At 62.1% G+C, this 17490-nt stretch carries 15 protein-coding genes and 1 tRNA gene; 6 read left to right on the forward strand and 10 right to left on the reverse strand.

From position 1 onward, the window contains the following. The first annotated feature begins 44 nt into the window (after positions 1–44). Positions 45–611, forward strand: a complete 567-nt coding sequence (gene efp / locus HYN69_RS10705; RefSeq protein WP_108435723.1) for an elongation factor P — start codon at positions 45–47, stop codon at positions 609–611. Positions 612–859: 248 nt separating this feature from the next. Here efp and HYN69_RS10710 read toward each other — a convergent pair. Next, positions 860–936, reverse strand: a tRNA-His gene (locus HYN69_RS10710). 138 nt (positions 937–1074) lie between these two features. On the opposite strand from HYN69_RS10710, the gene HYN69_RS10715 reads away from it, so the two are divergent. Next, the gene (locus tag HYN69_RS10715; RefSeq protein WP_108435724.1) at positions 1075–1287 is read left to right on the forward strand and encodes a DUF6324 family protein; all 213 of its coding nucleotides are present in this window, start codon (positions 1075–1077) and stop codon (positions 1285–1287) included. On the opposite strand, the gene HYN69_RS10720 is transcribed toward HYN69_RS10715, so the two are convergent. The 5 genes from HYN69_RS10720 to ribB all read right to left on the reverse strand — a co-directional run bounded on the left by HYN69_RS10720 (position 1284) and on the right by ribB (position 4609). Then, complete coding sequence (locus HYN69_RS10720) at positions 1284–1742, reverse strand: MmcB family DNA repair protein (RefSeq protein WP_108437160.1); 459 nt, start codon at positions 1740–1742, stop codon at positions 1284–1286. The two genes, HYN69_RS10715 and HYN69_RS10720, sit on opposite strands and share 4 nt — an antisense overlap. 345 nt (positions 1743–2087) lie before the next feature. Continuing rightward, positions 2088–2405: a hypothetical protein gene (locus tag HYN69_RS10725; RefSeq protein ID WP_108435725.1), complete on the reverse strand. Its 318-nt coding sequence runs from the start codon at positions 2403–2405 to the stop codon at positions 2088–2090. A gap of 142 nt (positions 2406–2547) precedes the next feature. Next, positions 2548–3012, reverse strand: coding sequence for a transcription antitermination factor NusB (gene nusB, locus HYN69_RS10730; protein ID WP_108435726.1), 465 nt, complete (start codon positions 3010–3012; stop codon positions 2548–2550). Beyond that, the gene (locus HYN69_RS10735; protein ID WP_108435727.1) at positions 3009–3509 is read right to left on the reverse strand and encodes a 6,7-dimethyl-8-ribityllumazine synthase; all 501 of its coding nucleotides are present in this window, start codon (positions 3507–3509) and stop codon (positions 3009–3011) included. The genes nusB and HYN69_RS10735 overlap by 4 nt, the downstream gene beginning before the upstream one ends. Before the next feature lie 5 nt (positions 3510–3514). Beyond that, entirely contained in the window at positions 3515–4609 is a 1095-nt protein-coding gene (gene ribB / locus HYN69_RS10740) for a 3,4-dihydroxy-2-butanone-4-phosphate synthase (RefSeq protein ID WP_108435728.1), read from the reverse strand. A gap of 282 nt (positions 4610–4891) precedes the next feature. On the opposite strand from ribB, the gene HYN69_RS10745 reads away from it, so the two are divergent. Then, positions 4892–5173: a hypothetical protein gene (locus HYN69_RS10745; protein ID WP_216824593.1), complete on the forward strand. Its 282-nt coding sequence runs from the start codon at positions 4892–4894 to the stop codon at positions 5171–5173. A gap of 399 nt (positions 5174–5572) precedes the next feature. On the opposite strand, the gene HYN69_RS10750 is transcribed toward HYN69_RS10745, so the two are convergent. Both HYN69_RS10750 and tpa read right to left on the reverse strand, forming a co-directional pair. Next, complete coding sequence (locus tag HYN69_RS10750; protein WP_108435730.1) at positions 5573–6172, reverse strand: riboflavin synthase; 600 nt, start codon at positions 6170–6172, stop codon at positions 5573–5575. A gap of 133 nt (positions 6173–6305) precedes the next feature. Further along, complete coding sequence (gene tpa / locus HYN69_RS10755; protein ID WP_108435731.1) at positions 6306–7688, reverse strand: hypotaurine--pyruvate aminotransferase Tpa; 1383 nt, start codon at positions 7686–7688, stop codon at positions 6306–6308. 368 nt (positions 7689–8056) lie between these two features. Here tpa and HYN69_RS10760 point away from each other — a divergent pair, with 368 nt between their 5' ends. Together HYN69_RS10760 and HYN69_RS10765 are read left to right on the forward strand one after the other, a co-directional pair. Then, a complete protein-coding gene (locus HYN69_RS10760) occupies positions 8057–9133 on the forward strand; it encodes a DmpA family aminopeptidase (protein ID WP_108435732.1) in 1077 nt (358 codons plus the stop codon). A gap of 241 nt (positions 9134–9374) precedes the next feature. Further along, positions 9375–10445, forward strand: coding sequence for a DUF475 domain-containing protein (locus HYN69_RS10765; RefSeq protein WP_108435733.1), 1071 nt, complete (start codon positions 9375–9377; stop codon positions 10443–10445). Here the strand turns inward: HYN69_RS10765 and HYN69_RS10770 are convergent. Continuing rightward, a complete protein-coding gene (locus tag HYN69_RS10770; RefSeq protein ID WP_216824594.1) occupies positions 10442–12169 on the reverse strand; it encodes a hypothetical protein in 1728 nt (575 codons plus the stop codon). The two genes, HYN69_RS10765 and HYN69_RS10770, sit on opposite strands and share 4 nt — an antisense overlap. A 311-nt stretch (positions 12170–12480) precedes the next feature. On the opposite strand from HYN69_RS10770, the gene HYN69_RS10775 reads away from it, so the two are divergent. Next, positions 12481–13584 carry a mandelate racemase/muconate lactonizing enzyme family protein gene (locus tag HYN69_RS10775; protein ID WP_108435735.1) on the forward strand — a complete coding sequence of 368 codons (1104 nt, stop codon included), beginning with the start codon at positions 12481–12483 and terminating at the stop codon, positions 13582–13584. A 175-nt stretch (positions 13585–13759) separates the two neighbouring features. On the opposite strand, the gene HYN69_RS10780 is transcribed toward HYN69_RS10775, so the two are convergent. Beyond that, positions 13760–17425 carry a vitamin B12-dependent ribonucleotide reductase gene (locus HYN69_RS10780; RefSeq protein WP_108435736.1) on the reverse strand — a complete coding sequence of 1222 codons (3666 nt, stop codon included), beginning with the start codon at positions 17423–17425 and terminating at the stop codon, positions 13760–13762. Positions 17426–17490: the final 65 nt, after the last annotated feature.

The following is a 17490-nucleotide window of genomic DNA, read 5'->3' on the forward strand; positions in this document are numbered from 1 at the left end:
CGCGAAATACGCGCCTCTGTCTGGAACCGCAAGGAAACGACCCCGTGAAAGTCATCGCCTCCTCCCTCCGCAAGGGCAATGTCGTCGAAATGGACGGCAAACTCTACGCCGTGCTGAAAGCCGAAAACTTCCACCCCGGCAAAGGCACGCCTACGACATCGGTGGACATGCGCCGCATCTCGGACGGGGTGAAGGTCGCCGAACGCTGGCGCACGACCGAGATGGTCGAAAAGGCAAGCGTGGACGAACGCGAATACGATTTCCTCTACAGCGACGGCGAAGGCCACCATTTCATGGAACCCGCCACCTATGAACAGATCACCGTCACCCCCGATGTGGTGGGCGACGATGACGTGTTCCTGTCCGAAGGCATCAAGGTCTATCTCAAAACATTCGAAGGCGTCTGCATCGCACTGGAATTGCCGCAAAAGGTGACGGTCGAGATCACCGAGACCGAACCGGTCGTCAAGGGTCAGACCGCGTCGTCCTCCTACAAGCCCGCCACCTGCTCGAACGGCGTCCGCGTGATGGTGCCCCCGCACATCGGCGCAGGCACCCGCATCGTGATCAACACCGAAGACCGCTCCTACGTGGAACGTGCCCGCGACTAAGCGTCAGCCCCAAAAACTGCCTGGCGCGGGGCTAAAACCCGCGCCTGCCTTGCCGCACAGCAGCCCGGCCCGGATGCATCGGCAGCGCCATGTTCCTTGACCGCCACGCACAAGCGAACCTGCCAAATCCCGCAACAGGTTTTTTCTTTTCTCGACCGGCGAACGCCGCAGGGTATCGGCCGGCGAACGCCGCAGGGTACCGACTTGGCCACCGCCAATGGCGGATCCACGATCATCAAAGCGAAGGATGGTACAGCTTCCCCGGCTCGAACGGGGGACCCCCAGATCCACAATCTGGTGCTCTAACCAACTGAGCTAAAGCTGCACTGCGGGCGATTTACCGCCACGCCCTGCCGATTGCAAGAGGCAGATGCAACCGATCGGCACGGGATCGCCTTGCCTCGCCCGCAATCCCGCGCTAGGCCCGAAGCCAACGCAAACCGGCAGATAAACGGGGACTGACATGGGCATCGACAAGCAAAGCGACATCGCCGCCAACATCCAGATCGGGCCGACCGACCTTGGCATGGTGCGTATATATATCGAGGCCGAGGGCGGCATCGAACTTCCTCTCGACTTCGACCCCGAAGAGGCCGAAGAAATCGCCGAAGAACTGCGCGCAGCAGCAGAAGCTGCCCGCCTTGTCGCCGACGGCGGCAAACCCAAGCGCCGCTAAAGCCAGACTCCCCCTGTCGGATCGCGCAATGACTGCAAGCGCAAAGCCGCATGGCGTGCGAATTTCTGCACCACTGCCTTGCGCCGCGCCGGTGCAAGCGGCACCGCAGGTGGCATCCGCAGTATCTCGGCATCATAGGCGTCGGCCAGAATCAGCCCGTTGCCGGCAGGCAGCAGGTCGACCGGAAACTCCGCATCGACCGCCCAGAAAAAGCGGTCGCACCAGTCCAGATATCCCTGCCACTTGCGATCAGCCGCATAATCTGCCCGCCCCGATTTGCACTCGATCACCCACACTTCGCCCTTGGGACCCAGCGCCATCACATCGACACGCAACCCTGGCGCGGGCACCATTTCCTCCACTGTCACGAAATCGAGCGACCTGAGCGCTCGGCACACGCCCCGCGCAAGGCGCTGGCCGGGCATAACGGGCAAAGTGTCGAGCGATCGGTTCATGGTCAAAAGATGAACCAAACAGGAACATCCTGCAAGCCGCCCCAAGCCTGTCTTGCATCCCCCCGCCCCACGCCCTATGTCTGTTCTCGGCGGGTGCTGCTCTTCGCGTGCGAGGCTCTTTTCCAGTGGCCGATAAGCAAACGAATGGATGCTGGCTCTGACAGGATCCTGGTCCTGTTACCTGGTGCCCACCTGAGACCTCTGGCTCTCGGGAAACCATGCCATCCACGGTCGCTGCGGGCCCGCCACCTGCCTATCCGTAAAATCTGCCTGACAGGGCGCAACGACAAATCGAAATCCCCGCTTTCGCGGGGACCAAAGCCGTTTCTGTCTTGCGATAACCGCTCAGCGACGGCGCGGCGTGACCTGACGCGACCGCGCCACGGCCTCGACGCGAATCGGAATCATCCGCCCGCCACGTGGCCCGCGGTCATCATCGTCATCTTCGGCCATCAGCATGATCGCAATGGCGAATTGCATGCCCGAAAACACCACGCCGTTGAACATGATCATCATCAGCGCCGCGACCCAGCCCATATCGGTCGACAGGATCAGCCGTTGAAAGCCCGCCACATCCATCACGACCAGCGCTGTCACGAACCCCACGGCAAGTGCAAAGCCGATAGCGCAACTCTTGATATACAGGCGGACGAGTTTCGGCATTCGGACGTATCCTTCCCTATCACTTAGAGAGAGCCTAGCCTCATTTCCGCCACGATCCAGTCAAAATCGCGCTCACAGCGGAAACATTGGGCGGGTATTGGCGCAAAAACTGCGGCCAAGTGGTCAAAGCCGCAAGTTGCCTCTAGAACGCCTGCGGTTTCGCCTCGCGCGCCATGTGGTCGAGCACGGCATTGACGAATTTCGACTCCTTCCCCTCGGGAAAGAACGCTTTGGCGACATCGACGAATTCGTTGATCACCACCTTTGGCGGCGTGTCCATGTCGACCATCTCGGCACCCGCGGCCCGAAACAGGGCGCGCAGGACGGGATCGATCCGGTCGATCGGCCATTTGGCGACAAGCGCGCGGTCGGTCATCTGATCGATCTTGGCTTGCCAGTTCACTGCCCCGTCCACCACGGCGCGGAAATGCTTTGAATCGCCCTCGGCCATTTCGACACCGTCGAAAATCTCGCCGAAACGATGCGTCTCGAACTCCCTCTGGATCGTTTCGACCGTCTGGCCCGAAACCTCCATCTGGAACAAGGCCTGCACGGCGTAAAGCCTTGCTGCCGAGCGCATCTGTTTCTTGTCCGTCTGGGTGGTCATGCCCGAAATCCGATCCCCTTGGTCTGGGTCGCCCATTTGCGGGAAAGCGCCACAAGATGCAAGGCAGCAGCGGCGGCCCCGCCCCCCTTGTTCTGACCCGCAGGATCAGCCCGCACCTCGGCCTGCGCGCGGTTCTCGACCGTCAGGATCCCGTTTCCGATGCAGGCCCCCTGCAGGCCCAGAAGACTGATCGCGCGGCTGCTGTCATTGCAGACCGTATCGTAATGAGTAGTCTCTCCCCGGATCACACAGCCAAGCGCCACGTAACCATCGAATTTCGCCTGCCGTTCGGCCAGCGCGATGGCGGTCGGCACCTCGAGCGCACCGGGCACCTCGATCACCTCGACCTCGGCCCCGCAGGCCGCCGCCGTGGCACGGGCGCCTGCCACCAGATTGTCGGCGATGTCCTTGTAATAGGGTGCCACCACGACAAGCAATTTCACCGGTTTGTCGAACACCGGCAGGGCCAGCGTGTAATGCGTCTCGTTCGCAGCCATCGCCGTTACTCCGTGATCGGGCGCGTGCCCGTGATCGAAAGGCCATAAGCTTCCAGCCCAACGACGCGCGGCGCTTTGGAATTGGTTACCAGCGTGATCTTCGAAAGCCCCAGCGCCGACAGGATCTGTGCGCCAAGCCCGTATTGCCGCAGGGTCTGGGGCGAATGCTCGCCGCCTTCGACCATCTTCATCGTGGTGTCGCGGAGCAGCACCACCGCCCCCCGCCCCTCGGCAGCGATCAACCGCATCGCGGCTGGCAAATCCCCAGCCCCGCCGATGCCAAGCACATCTTCCAGCGGGTTCAACGCATGGACCCGCACAAGAACAGAGCCGTCACCGGTCAGATCGCCCTTGGTCAGCACGACATGTTCGGCACCCTGCGTCTCGTCGGAAAAGACCCGCATAAGCCAGTCGCCGCCATGCGCCGAGGTGATCGGCTTTACAGCCTTTTCGTTCACCAGATTGTCATGCCGCCGCCGATATGCGATCAGGTCGGAAATCGTGCCGATCTTCAGCCCGTGCTTCTGGGCAAAGGTGATCAGGTCGGGCAACCGCGCCATGGTGCCATCGTCGTTCATGATCTCGCAGATCACGCCCGAAGGATTCAGCCCCGCCAGACGGCTGACATCGACCGCCGCCTCGGTATGGCCCGCCCGCACCAGCACGCCGCCATCGCGGGCGCGCAGCGGAAAAATATGTCCGGGAGTGGCAATATCCTGCGGCCCCTTGGTCGGATCGATCGCAACCGAAACCGTCAAGGCCCGGTCGGCGGCCGAAATTCCTGTGGTCACACCCTCGCGCGCCTCGATCGACATGGTAAACGCGGTCTCGTGTCGGCTCGAATTCTTGGCGCTCATCAAGGGCAAACCCAGCGCATCGACACGCGCGGCGGGCATCGCCAGACAGATCAGCCCGCGGCCATAGGTGGCCATGAAGTTGACAGCCGAAGGCGTGCACATCTGCGCGGGGATGACCAGATCGCCTTCGTTCTCGCGGTCTTCGTGGTCCACCAGAATGAACATCCGCCCGTTGCGGGCGTCTTCGATGATCTCCTCGACCGAGGAAATCGCATCCGAATAATCCGTCTTCATCTCGCTCATCGTCAGGCTCCTGCCGCTCTTGGCCCGTCCTAACCAATGTGACGGCCGATTGCCAGTGCAAGGGCGCCGCACAGCATCTGTGCAACGACACCGCCGCGCCCCGCGCGCACGAATTTTCTACGAAAATTCAGGCCCGCGCGCGTCACTGCGTCCTCCGCGCCTGTGCCCGCCCGCGACGGGGGGCTGTCCGCCCCCGCACCCCCCGAGGATATTTGGGCAAGTGTGAAAGCTCGAAGGGCCAGAACCGTCACAGTTTCAACACCTATTGGCATTGCCTTAGCCGTGAGCCCATACAGCCAGCGGACAAGAGCGCACAGCCCGACAGCAGACGAGATCGACCAGCTTTGGCCGAACGAGGCTATGCACATGCAAACCGCCACATTCCGCCCCTGCCGCCCCGACGACTTGCCCGCCTGCCTCGTGGTTTTCGACAGCAGTATGCGCGTCGCCTTCGCCTTTGAAGAACGCGAAGAATTTCAAGGCCATCTCGAGGCCTTGGAAGCAACCCTCGATTCCTACATCGTTCTGACTGAATGTGGGCGATCATCGCCTGCGGCGGGCTGACCGTTTCACCGAACCTGCGCCACGCCTCATTTCCATGGGGTATGGTCCGCAAAAGGCGGCAAGGCCAAGGTATCGGCGCGCTTCTGATGCAGGCCAGACTGGACATGGCACGCTCGATCCGGTCCGGGACGGCTCGACCTCGCAACCAGCCAACACAGCCGGGGTTTCTACCAAGCCTTCGGCATCGAGGTCTGCAAGATCACACCCTCGGGGTTCGGTGGCGGGCTCGACCGATGGGACATGTCTCTAAATCCATGACCGCGACAATCCCCAAGCCCCGTCCATCGTTCTCGTTGGTCCCAACATCCTCGGGGAGAGGCGCGCCCTTGCGCGCCGTGTGTGTGTTGGGGGGGCATAAAGCCCCCCCGAATTTTCGCAGAAAATTCGTCGCCGGCGCGCTTACTGCCCCCACTCACGCAGCCGCGCGACATAGCGCGCCATCGTGTCGATCTCGAGGTTCACGCGGTCGCCTAGGCGCACCTCGCCCCATGTCGTGGCGGTCTGGGTATGCGGAATGAAATTGATCCCGAAATCCGTCGCTTCCACCTCGTTCACCGTCAGCGAGGTGCCATTCAGCGCAACCGATCCCTTGGGCGCGATGAACCCTGCCAGATGATGCGGCGCGCGGAAGGTCACGCGCAGGCTGTCGCCTTCGGGACGCAAGCCCACCACCTCGGCAAGCCCGTCGACATGGCCAGACACGATATGCCCGCCCAGTTCGTCACCCACTTTCAAAGCCCGCTCCAGATTGATCCGTTTGCCCTGCAACCAGCCCGACAGGTTGGTCTTGGACACGGTTTCCGCGCTGATCTGCACGTCGAACCAGTTCTGCGGATCGCTGCCCAGCGCCACTACCGTCAGACAGACTCCGTCGCAGGCAATAGACGCCCCGATATCGATGCCGTTCACATCATAGCCCGTGCCGATCCGCGCGCGCAGGTCGCCCTGCTGCTCGGTTTTCAAGACGCGTCCGATGTCGGTGACAATTCCGGTGAACATGGCTTTTCCCCTGTGCTTAGGCCCAAGACCTAGCCCCGCCCCCGCGTTACCGCAAGGGCGCGCCGCAAACGAAAACGCGGCCCCGACGGGACCGCGCAGGATGCGCCATTAAGGCGCATCCATCGCAAGCGGGTCAGGCGAAGACGCGGCCCAGCGCCCCGTCCATCGCGTCGATGATATGGTCGATATCATCCTTGGTGGCGATCAGCGCGGGCGAAAGACACAGCGTATTGTTCAGCCCCGGCAGCGAACGGTTGGTCGCGCCGATGATCACCCCTTGCGCCATGCAGTCGGCCACCACCGCCATCACCTTCTTTTCATCCGCCGCTTCCTTGGTCACGCGGTCGGCCACCAGTTCGGCGCCAAGGAACAGCCCCTTGCCGCGCACATCGCCGATCACCTTGTGCTTTTCCATCAGCCCATGCAGGCTTTGCAGGCAGTAATCGCCCATCTTGATGGTGTTTTCCAGCAGGCCTTCCCGCTCGATGATTGCCATGTTCTCCAGCGCCGCCGCAGGGCCTGCCGTGCAGCCGCCAAAGGTGCTGATATCGCGGAAATAGCTCATGGTGTCGGTCGGGTCGTCCTTGAACAGGGCAAAGACCTTTTCGGTCGTCACCGTGCAGGAGATCGCGGCGTAGCCACTGGCGACACCCTTGGCCATGGTCACGAAATCGGGCTGGATGCCGTAATGCTGGTAGCCGAACCACGTGCCGGTGCGGCCCAGTCCGCAGACGACCTCGTCGATATGCAGCAGGATGTCATACTTGCGACAAATCTCCTGCACTTTCTCCCAATAGCCCTTCGGCGGCACGATAACGCCACCGCCAGCCGTCACCGGTTCCAGCACGAGGCAGCCCACCGTATCCGGCCCCTCGCGCAGGATCACCTCTTCGATGGCCTCGGCCGCGCGCTCGCCGTAGTTTTCCACGTCCCACTGCTTGCGGTATTCGAGGCAATGCGGCACCCGCACGAAGCCTTCGGGATAGGGGCCGTATTGCATCGCCCGCTGGTCCTGACCGCTGGTCGCCAGCGTGCCAATCGTCGTGCCGTGATAATCGCGGTCGCGATACAGGATCTTCCACTTCTTTCCGCCATGATGCTTGTGCGCGATCTGGCGCACCATCTTGTAGACCTTCTCGTTCGCTTCCGACCCCGAGTTGGAATAGTAGACCCGCGCCATGCCCGGCATCTTCTCGATCAGCCGCTGGGCAAAGATCGATCCGGGAATCGAGCCTGCCGCGCCTGCGAAGTAGTTCATCTTGATCAGCTGGTCGCGCACCGCATTGGCGATGCTCTCGCGCCCGTAGCCCACGTTTACGGTCCAGACGCCACCGGACACGGCGTCGAGATGCTCCTTGCCCTTGGCATCCCAGACCTTCATGCCCTTGCCTTCGACGATCACGCGCGGATCGACGCCGGTTTCATATTGCTTGTGCTGGCTCAGGTGATGCCAGACATGGGCGCGGTCGGCCTCGACCACTTCGCTGATGTCGTTGAAACGGTCCAACCCTTCCATGGGGCGCGTCCTTTCGGTGAAATGGCGATAGCCCCGCAAAGCGCGGGGTCTTGGGCAGCATATTCCCCTACTGCACCCTTCCGCTATAGGACCAACAGACCCGTGCCGATAAGTCCAGTGCAGGTTTCGCCGCACAGGGCGGGGGCCAGCCCCCGCACCCCCGGGATATTTGAACCAAGGAGAAGGGGGAACGCCCGCCCTTGCCCTTCTCCTTGGCACAAATATCCATGGCGCAACATCAGCCCATGGCGCAACGCACGGCATCGTAGCGACCCACGAGGGGGGTGCGGGGGGCGCAAAGCCCCCCGCCGCGACGCGTGCCACAGGCGCGGCTTTACAGGCGCAGCCAAAGCCCCCACTCTGGCACCATGACCAAAGCAAAACCCCGCGCCCGTGACCTTGGCCTGCCATTTCGCGGCACCCCCGGCCCGCTTAATGCCATCACCGATGTGGCGGGCGTCAGCGTCGGCTTCACCACCCTGACCGACCCTGAAATCCATCTGCGCACCGGTGTCACCGCGGTCCGCACGCGTCAGGATGCGGACCACCCCCGCCCCGTCATGGCGGGCCATTTCTCGTTCAACGGCAATGGCGAGATGACCGGCACGCATTGGATCGACGACGCGGGCTATTTCGGCGGACCGATCCTGATCACCAACACCCATGCGATCGGGGCCTGCCACACGGGCGCCACCCGATGGATGATCGACCATTACGCCAGCCATTTCGCCGGTCACGCCTGGGCCATGCCGGTGGTGGCCGAAACCTATGACGGCAGGCTCAACGACATCAACGCCATGCGCGTCACCCCTTACCACGCCATCGCTGCCATCGCTACAGCCGCCGCAGGCCCCGTAGCCGAAGGCAATATAGGCGGCGGCAACGGCATGGTGGCTTACGGCTTCAAGGCAGGCACCGGCACCGCCTCGCGCCGCATCAGCATCGGTCAGGAATATACGCTCGGCGCCCTTGTTCAAGCCAATCACGGCCTGCGCGACTGGCTGACGATCCTTGGCAAACCGCTCGCCAGCCTGATGCCTGATGTATCCCCCTTGCCGCGCGAGACGGGGTCGATCATCGTCATCCTAGCCACCGATGCGCCGCTTTCGGCTTTGTCGCTGAAGGCTCTCGCCAAGCGCGCCGCCCTCGGCATCGGGCGGACCGGCACGGCAGGGGGCAATTCCTCGGGCGACATCTTCCTTGCCTTTTCCACCGCCGATATCGGCCCCATGCCCGACAGCGCCGGATATCTGAACCAAGCGGCCACGCTGAACCCGCACCACATAGATCCGCTTTATCTCGCTGCGGTCGAGGCCACGGACGAGGCGATCGTAAACGCTCTTGTCGCCGCTGACCCCGTCCCCACCTTCAAACCACCGGGCGGCATGCTGCCCGCCATCGACACCGCAGCGCTCGCGGCCTTGTTCCGCCAAGGTGACCCATAGGGAACCAACCGCAACCGGCTTGCCTTTTCTCTGCGATGCGCCATTGTCGCGTTACGCCTCGGCATGGGGCAAAAACCCTGGTGACCGGGCCCCTCTGGCGGACGTTTGCGACGCGTCCGTGATGTCGGCACCGCGGAAATGAACGTCGCATGGACCCGCAGCATGGCATTGGCCCCGATCCGGCCCCGACGCATCTTGCGCCGCGCTGCCCGCAATGCACGGGTCTCAGGAACCTGCCCCAATGACCGGAACTCCCTTTTCTGAAGCCAAACCCACCCTGTCCTATTTCACATGGGCCTTCATCGTCACCGCCCTTGGCCTGCTCCTCGGCGCATGGCTGGGATGGCTTTCCACCGGCACGATTGGGGGGATGCTCGCCGTCTTCTTCATCTGCGCTGTGCTCGCCGTGCTTGAAATCTCGCTCTCGTTCGACAACGCCATCGTCAACGCCAACAAGCTCAAGGACATGCGCCCCGAATGGCAGCGCGCCTTTCTGACTTGGGGCATACTGATCGCGGTCTTCGGCATGCGGATCGTCTTTCCCTTGCTCATCGTCGTCATCGCCGCAGGAATAGGCCCGTGGCAGGCCGTGGTGCTCGCCTCGACCCAACCGGCGGAATATTCGCGCATCATGCATGACGCGCACCTGCCCATCGCGGCCTTTGGCGGGGCTTTCCTGATGATGGTCGGCCTGACCTATTTCTTCGACGCCGAAAAAGACGTGCACTGGGTACATTGGCTTGAAGAGCGCGTGTCGCGCACCGCCACAATCCGCGGGGTCGAGGTGGGCGTGGTGCTGATCTTCATCCTGATCTTCGCCAAACTTCTGCCCGGTGCCGAAAGCACCGCCTTTACCACCTCGGCGATCTACGGTCTGCTCACCTTCCTTGTCGTCGAATTCATCGGCGGCCTGCTCGACCAAAGCCAGCAAACCCTGTCGGCGGCGGCCAAGGGCGGGGTCGGCGCCTTCCTTTACCTCGAAGTGCTCGACGCCTCGTTCTCGTTCGACGGCGTGATCGGCGCATTCGCATTGACCGACAATCTGTTCGTCATCGCCATCGGGCTTGGCATCGGGGCCATGTATGTGCGTTCGATGACGATCATGCTCGTGGAACGCGGCACGCTGCAACAATACCGCTACCTCGAACATGGCGCCTTCTATGCCATCCTGATCCTGTCGGTGATCATGTTCTGCCAGACCATCACCCACATCCCCGAGGTCATCACCGGCCTTGGCGGCGCGGCGCTGATCGGTGTGTCGCTCTGGTCCTCGATCCGCTGGAACCGACGCGAGGCGGACCCGGCAGCTTAAAGCAGGAACAAGAACGGCAGCAGGGCGAGCAAGAATCCGCCCGCGCCGAAATCCGACCCGCTATCGGCATGATCTGCGGACTCCTCCTGCAGGTCTGGCTGGTCGTCCGGTTGTACGCTTGGAAGGTCGGACATCATCGCTGCAGTCGCCAGATGGTCAGGATCGTCCGCCGCTTCGAAGGTAAAGCCATGCACCGTCTCCGAGCCGGCAAGTTCCACCCCGTGATCTTCGGTATAGCCTTCGATCTCGTGCAGACCGGCGTCGCTTTTGGCAAAGCTGAGGCGGATCACCTCGTAGGGCTTGTCCAAATCGACCGTGACGCCAGTCTCGGTGATGACCGGCGTCGCGGCCTCGCGCACACCGATAGCATAACCCTTGCCCTCGTTCGTCTCGTCTACTGCCGGGTTGTCGGGGACCCCGAACCGTTCCATCCAGTCGGTCGGAACCTGCGAGGCCAGGCTATCGCCGTACACCGCTTTATAGGTCGTCCCCAACCCTTCGAGCGAAACCGTCATCTTTCCCGGAGGCGCTTTGTCAGCCGACAGGAACACCACCAGCTTGTCGTCGTTTTCGAACGCATACGTCCAGACGGAATCGCTGCGGTCGTTCCCGAGGCTGATGCTCAGAACCCGCGTGCCGACGGTCGATTCGCCCAGCATGTCCAGCATGTCCTGTCCGACGAAATGCTGCGCGTTGCCATAGGTATCTTGCGTGGACAGCCGGCCGGAGTGCTCCGTATCCGAACCATAGGTTGCAGCAGCTCCCATCCCCTCGCCGCCATATTCGGCAAAATTCTCCAGCAAGAGGCGCGGATGCTCGGCGCCGTAGTCGCGTTTGTCCAGCGCAGCCTGCCAGAACCGCTCGAAGTCCGTATCACTGCGCCCGTCCAGATCGATGTCACCAAGCGTGATCGCGTGCCCGTCGGCCGTTTCCGCCTTGATATAGTCGTCAAGTGCTTCTTCCCGCGTCAGGGACCCTACGTTGTAGGCGCCCAGAAAAAGCGCGGGTCGGTCGCCGCCTACGTCGCGGGCGTCTGCCTCCCACGCGTCGAGGATACGGCCGACCTCATCCACCGACTTGTCGACACCGACCGCTGTAAAGGCAAAGCGGTGATGGGTGACCAGATCGACCTCGGCAAGGTGATCATCCTGGAATTCGGACCGCACCGCCGCATCCTCGGCCATCGTGCGCCCGGACTGCACCGCAATCGAGATATCGGCTCCGATCCGATTGACCGAAGGATCATTCAAGGCAGAAGAAATCTCGTCCACATAGATATCGGCCACGTGGCCATAAGCCTGTGCATCCGCGATGCCGTTGCCAAAGACGCAATACCATTCGTTGCCGACCTCGAATTGCAGATGCGTCGGCGGGGTGCCGTAATGCCCCGAAAGCACTTTGCCCATGAATTCGCGCACATCCGTCCGCAGGGCCGCGTCGTTTCCGTCATAGCGCGCTGTCGGCAATACCACAGACAGCCCTACCCCTTCTTCTCGGGCAATCGTGAACATCTCGGCCAACCCGGGTTTGTTCAGCGCGGGGTTGAACAGCCCGTCAAAGTCGAAGCCGTAACGGCCGGGGTCTTTTTCAGAAAGGCTGCCGCCTGGCCAGGTGATCAAGCCAACATGCGTATCGGAAAGTTGCCCGAGGAACCGGTCGACCGACCGGAACGATCCATACCTGTAACCGAAGTCCAGATCGGTGATCTCGAGACTTTTCTGCACGACCCGAAGGTCTGCCGCGTCCAATGCCAAAGCGCCCATAGGTTTCTACCCGATGCGGACCGGCCCCCACGGCCTGTCCCTTGCGCTTGTTTTGCGAATAGCGTGCCCGCGCAGGTTGTCCGGCCCATCGGTCGGTGGCCGACCCCGACCTTCGGCTTTCGGACGCGGCCCAGCCTGACACGGCCATATCCGAACGGATGGGGCCGCAGGCTCCCGGCGAAGAAAGGTCGCTAACGGAACAGACGCCGGGGCCTCTCCACGATTGTCTGACGTGCGTAAATGCGGGGCGATGCCAGTTTCAGGGGGACAGAATGAAGATCACGCGGCTCGAGACCTTTGGCACTGCCGACCTCGCCTTTGCGCGCGTCACGACAGAAACGGGCGCGCAAGGCTGGGGTCAGGTGTCGTCCTACCTGGCCGACATAACTGTCGAAGTCTTCCACCGACAGATCGCCCCCCATGCGCTGGGAACCGACGCCACCGATTTCGCCGATACGCTGGCCCTGATCCAAGAACGCGAACACAAGTTTCCCGGCTCTTATCTGCGCCGCGCCATGGCTGGTCTCGACACGGCCCTTTGGGACCTTAACGGCAAACTGCAAGGAAAGCCGGTCGTCGAACTTCTCGGCGGCACCCCTGGCAAACTGCGCGCCTATGCCTCCTCGATGAAGCGCGACATCACGCCTGTCGATGAAGCCGCACGCTTCGTCAGACTGCGCGACGAACAGGGCTTCACCGCCTTCAAATGGCGGGTCGGGCGCGAATGTGGTCGCGACCTGGACGAGTGGCCCGGCCGCACCGAAGAGGTGATCCCCACCGTCGCCAAAGCCTTGGGTGACGGTATCGACAAACTGGTCGACGCCAATTCCTGCTATTCGCCCACCCGCGCCATCAAGGTGGGGCAGATGCTGGAAGACCACGGCATCGGCCATTTCGAAGAACCCTGTCCCTACTGGGACTATGACGCCACAGCCGAGGTGCGCGACGCCCTCGCCCTCGATGTGACGGGGGGCGAGCAGGACTGCGAATATTCAAGCTGGCAATTGATGCTCGACCGTGGCGCGGTCGATATCGTTCAGCCCGACGTGATGTATATGGGCGGCATCCACCGCACCTTGCACGTCGCGCGCATGGCCGCCCGCGTCGGCCTACCCGTGACACCGCACGCAGCCAATCTCGGCCTTGTGACCATATGCACCATGCATTTGCTCAAGGCCCTGCCAAACGCTGGCAAATACCTCGAATTCTCGATCGAAGGCGCCGATTACTACCCGTGGCAACAAGGCTTGTTCCGGAACGACCCCTACCGTATCGAAGACGGCCATGCCACGATCAGCGCCGAACCGGGCTGGGGTGTGGAAATCAACCCGGACTGGCTGGACCGTGCGACCTACCGCGCGAGTAGCGCAGAGTAAGCGTTTCTGTCGTAGGACGGGTGCCCGCAGAAGAAGCAATCGGCATTTGGCGGCCCCGTATCGCTATTGCAGTAAACCCATCCAGCGCCCACGGAGGGTACCTGTCAAACGGCACGGGCCCCCGAAGGGGCCCGCACGACAAACTTTTGCCGCAGCTACAAAGGCACGAACGGCGTCAGCTACAGCCGCTGGTGCCGCCGCAGGTGTTGCACTTCATGCAGGTGCCGTTGCGCACGAGGGTGTAATTCCCGCATTCGCCGCAGGGGTCGCCCTCGTAGCCTTGCATCTTTGCCTTGGTGCGGGCGTCCATGCTGACCGTGCCAGACGCAAGCGCAGTCATCGAGGTTTCGGCGACGAAGCTGGTCATCGTCATCGCCTCGGCCCCCAAGGGTTGCACGCTGGATGCAAGCCCGCCCTGGAAAACCACCAGTTCTTGCGGCAAACGCTTGCGCAGGTACCCGGTCGAGGAAATCGATTTCAGCATCTCGATCGACTTCGACGCCTGATTATCGGACACCTCGCCAAAGTTGCGCTTGCCTTCGACATCACCGCGGCCAAGGTCGTCGAAGGACGCGCCTTCGGGTTTGACATGGGCCAGATCGGTGCGGTCGAGATAGCTGATCGCCAACTCGCGGAAGATGTAGTCGAGGATCGAGGTCGCGTTCTTGATGCTGTCGTTGCCCTGCACCATGCCCGCCGGTTCGAAGCGGGTAAAGGTGAAGGCTTCGACGAACTCTTCCAGCGGCACGCCGTATTGCAGGCCGACCGAGATCGCGATGGCAAAGTTGTTCATCATCGCGCGGAAGCCCGCGCCTTCCTTGTGCATGTCGATGAAGATTTCGCCCAAGCGCCCGTCACCATATTCGCCGGTGCGAAGATAGACCTTGTGCCCGCCAACGATGGCCTTCTGGGTGTAACCCTTGCGGCGTTCGGGCAGCTTTTCGCGGTTGGTGCGGATCACGTCGCGGTAGATGATCTTTTCGACGATCTTCTCGGCCAGAACGGCGGCCTTTTCCTGTGCCGACCCGGAGGCAAGGACTTCTTCAGCCTCTTCGTCATCCTCGACCAGCGCCGATGCCAGGGGCTGCGACAGTTTCGAGCCGTCACGGTACAGCGCATTGGCCTTGATGCCGAGCGAGTGCGACAATTCGTAAGCGGCCAGCGTTTCGTCGATGGTGGCCGAGTTGGGCATGTTGATCGTCTTCGAGATCGCGCCCGAGATGAAGGATTGCGCCGCCGCCATCATGTAGATGTGGCTTTCGACCGACAGATAGCGCTTGCCGGTCTTGCCGCACGGATTGGCGCAATCGAAGACCGAATAGTGTTCGGTTTTCAGGAAAGGCGCACCTTCAAGCGTCATGGTGCCGCAAACGTGGTCGTTCGCCGCGTCGATCTGGGCTTTTGTGAAGCCGAGGTGACGAAGCAGGTCGAAGGTCGGATCGGCGAGCTTTTCGGCCGGAATGCCGAGGGTGCCCTTGCAGAAATCCTCGCCCAGCGTCCACTGGTTGAAGACGAAGCGGATGTCGAAGGCCGAAGGCAGCGCGCTTTCGATCTTTTCCAACTCGCGCGGGCCGAAGCCGTGGCCGATCAGCGCGGTGTGGTTGATGCCGGGGCAGTTGCCGATCGAGCCATGGCCCACGGCATAGGCCACGATTTCCGCGATTTGCGACGACGAATAGCCCAAGGCCTCCAGACCCGCCGGAACCGACTGGTTGATGATCTTGAAGTAGCCGCCACCGGCCAGCTTCTTGAACTTGACCAAGGCAAAGTCAGGCTCGATGCCGGTCGTGTCGCAGTCCATCACCAGACCGATGGTGCCGGTGGGCGCGATCACGGTGGTCTGGGCGTTGCGGTAGCCGTGCTTTTCGCCCAGCGCCAGCGCTTCATCCCAAGCCGATTTGGCTAGGGCGACGAGCGTCTGGTCGGGGCAATTTGCGTGGTCGAGTGCGACGGGGTTCACGTTGACCGCCTCGTAGCCCGTGGTCTTGCCATAGGCGGCGTTGCGGTGGTTGCGGATGACGCGCAGCATGTGCTTGGCGTTGCGCTGGTAGCCCGAGAAGGCGCCAAGCTCGCCCGCCATTTCGGCGCTGGTGGCATAGGAAACGCCGGTCATGATGGCGGTCAAGGCACCGCAAAGGGCGCGGCCCTGCACGCTGTCATAGCCGAGGCCCATGTTCATCAAGAGCCCGCCGATATTGGCGTAGCCAAGGCCCAAGGTGCGGAAATCATACGAAAGTTGCGCGATTTCCTTGGACGGGAACTGCGCCATCATGACGCTGACTTCCAGCGTGATCGTCCAAAGCTTGGTCGCGTGGATATAGGCTTCGGCGTCGAACTTGCCGTCACGGAAGAATGTGAGCAGGTTCATCGAGGCAAGGTTGCAGGCCGTGTCATCGAGGAACATGTATTCCGAGCAGGGGTTCGACCCGCGGATCGCGCCGTCTTCGGGGCAGGTGTGCCAGGCGTTGACGGTGTCATGGAACTGGATGCCCGGATCGGCGCAGGCCCATGCGGCGTGGCCGACCTGATCCCACAGGTCGCGGGCCTTGATGGTCTTGGCGGTCTTGCCATCGGTGCGGCGGATCAGCGCCCAGTCGTCGTCGTTCTTCACCGCTGTCAGGAAGGCATCGGTCACGCGGACCGAGTTGTTCGAGTTCTGGCCCGACACGGTGATATAGGCCTCGGAATCCCAGTCAACGTCATAGGTGGGGAATTCGATCGATGTGAAGCCCTGCTTTGCGTATTGCAGGATGCGGTTGGTGTAAGTGTCGGGGATCATGGCCTTTTTGGCCGATTTGATCGCCGCCTTCAGCGCCGCATTCTTGGCCGGATCGACCGAGTCTTCGGCTGATCCGTCCCATTGGCGGATCGCCGTGAAGATCTCGTTCAGTTTCAGCTCATGCGCCTTGGAGCCCGCCACCAGAGAGGCGACCTTTTGCTCTTCGATCACCTTCCAGTTCACAAAGGCTTCGACATCAGGGTGATCCATATCGCAGATCACCATCTTGGCCGCGCGGCGCGTGGTGCCGCCCGATTTGATGGCGCCCGCCGCCCGGTCGCCGATTTTCAAAAAGCCCATCAGCCCCGACGACTTGCCGCCGCCCGAAAGCTTTTCGCCCTCGCCCCGAAGCGAGGAAAAGTTGGTACCGGTGCCCGAGCCGTATTTGAACAGACGCGCTTCACGCACCCATAGGTCCATGATGCCGCCGTCACCGACCAGATCATCCTTGACCGACTGGATGAAGCAGGCATGGGGCTGGGGGTGTTCGTAGGCGCTTTCCGATTTGGTCAGCTTGCCGGTCTGATAGTCGACATAATAATGGCCCTGCGCCGGACCATCGACGCCGTAAGCCCAATGCAGGCCGGTGTTGAACCACTGGGGGCTGTTCGGGGCGGCCATCTGGCGGGCCAGCATGAAGCGCATCTCGTCGTAATAGGCGCGGGCATCGGATTCGAAGGTGAAATAGCCACCCTTCCATCCCCAATAGGCCCATGCGCCTGCCAGACGGTCAAAGACCTGCTTGGCCGAGGTTTCGCCGACAAAGCGTTCCGCTTCGGGCAGGTCTGCAAGCGCGGCTTCATCGGGGACCGAGCGCCACAGGAATTCGGGAATGCCCTTTTCCTTGACGCGCTTCAACTTCGCCGGAACGCCCGCCTTGCGGAAGTATTTCTGCGCCAGAACGTCTGACGCGACCTGGCTGAAGCCGTCCGGCACCTCGACCGCGTCATTGCGGAAGACGATCTTGCCGTCCGGATTGCGGATTTCCGATGTGGTTATGTTAAAGGCCATCGCGCCATATGCGCCGGTTGCTTCGGTTGTGAACTTGCGTTCGACTTTCATCTGCCCCGTCTCCCGTTCTCTGCCGCGGGCTTCGCCCGTCATGAAATTCAATAGCCGAAGGCAAA

Source organism: Gemmobacter aquarius (genome assembly GCF_003060865.1).
Classification (GTDB): Bacteria; Pseudomonadota; Alphaproteobacteria; order Rhodobacterales; family Rhodobacteraceae; genus Paragemmobacter; species Paragemmobacter aquarius.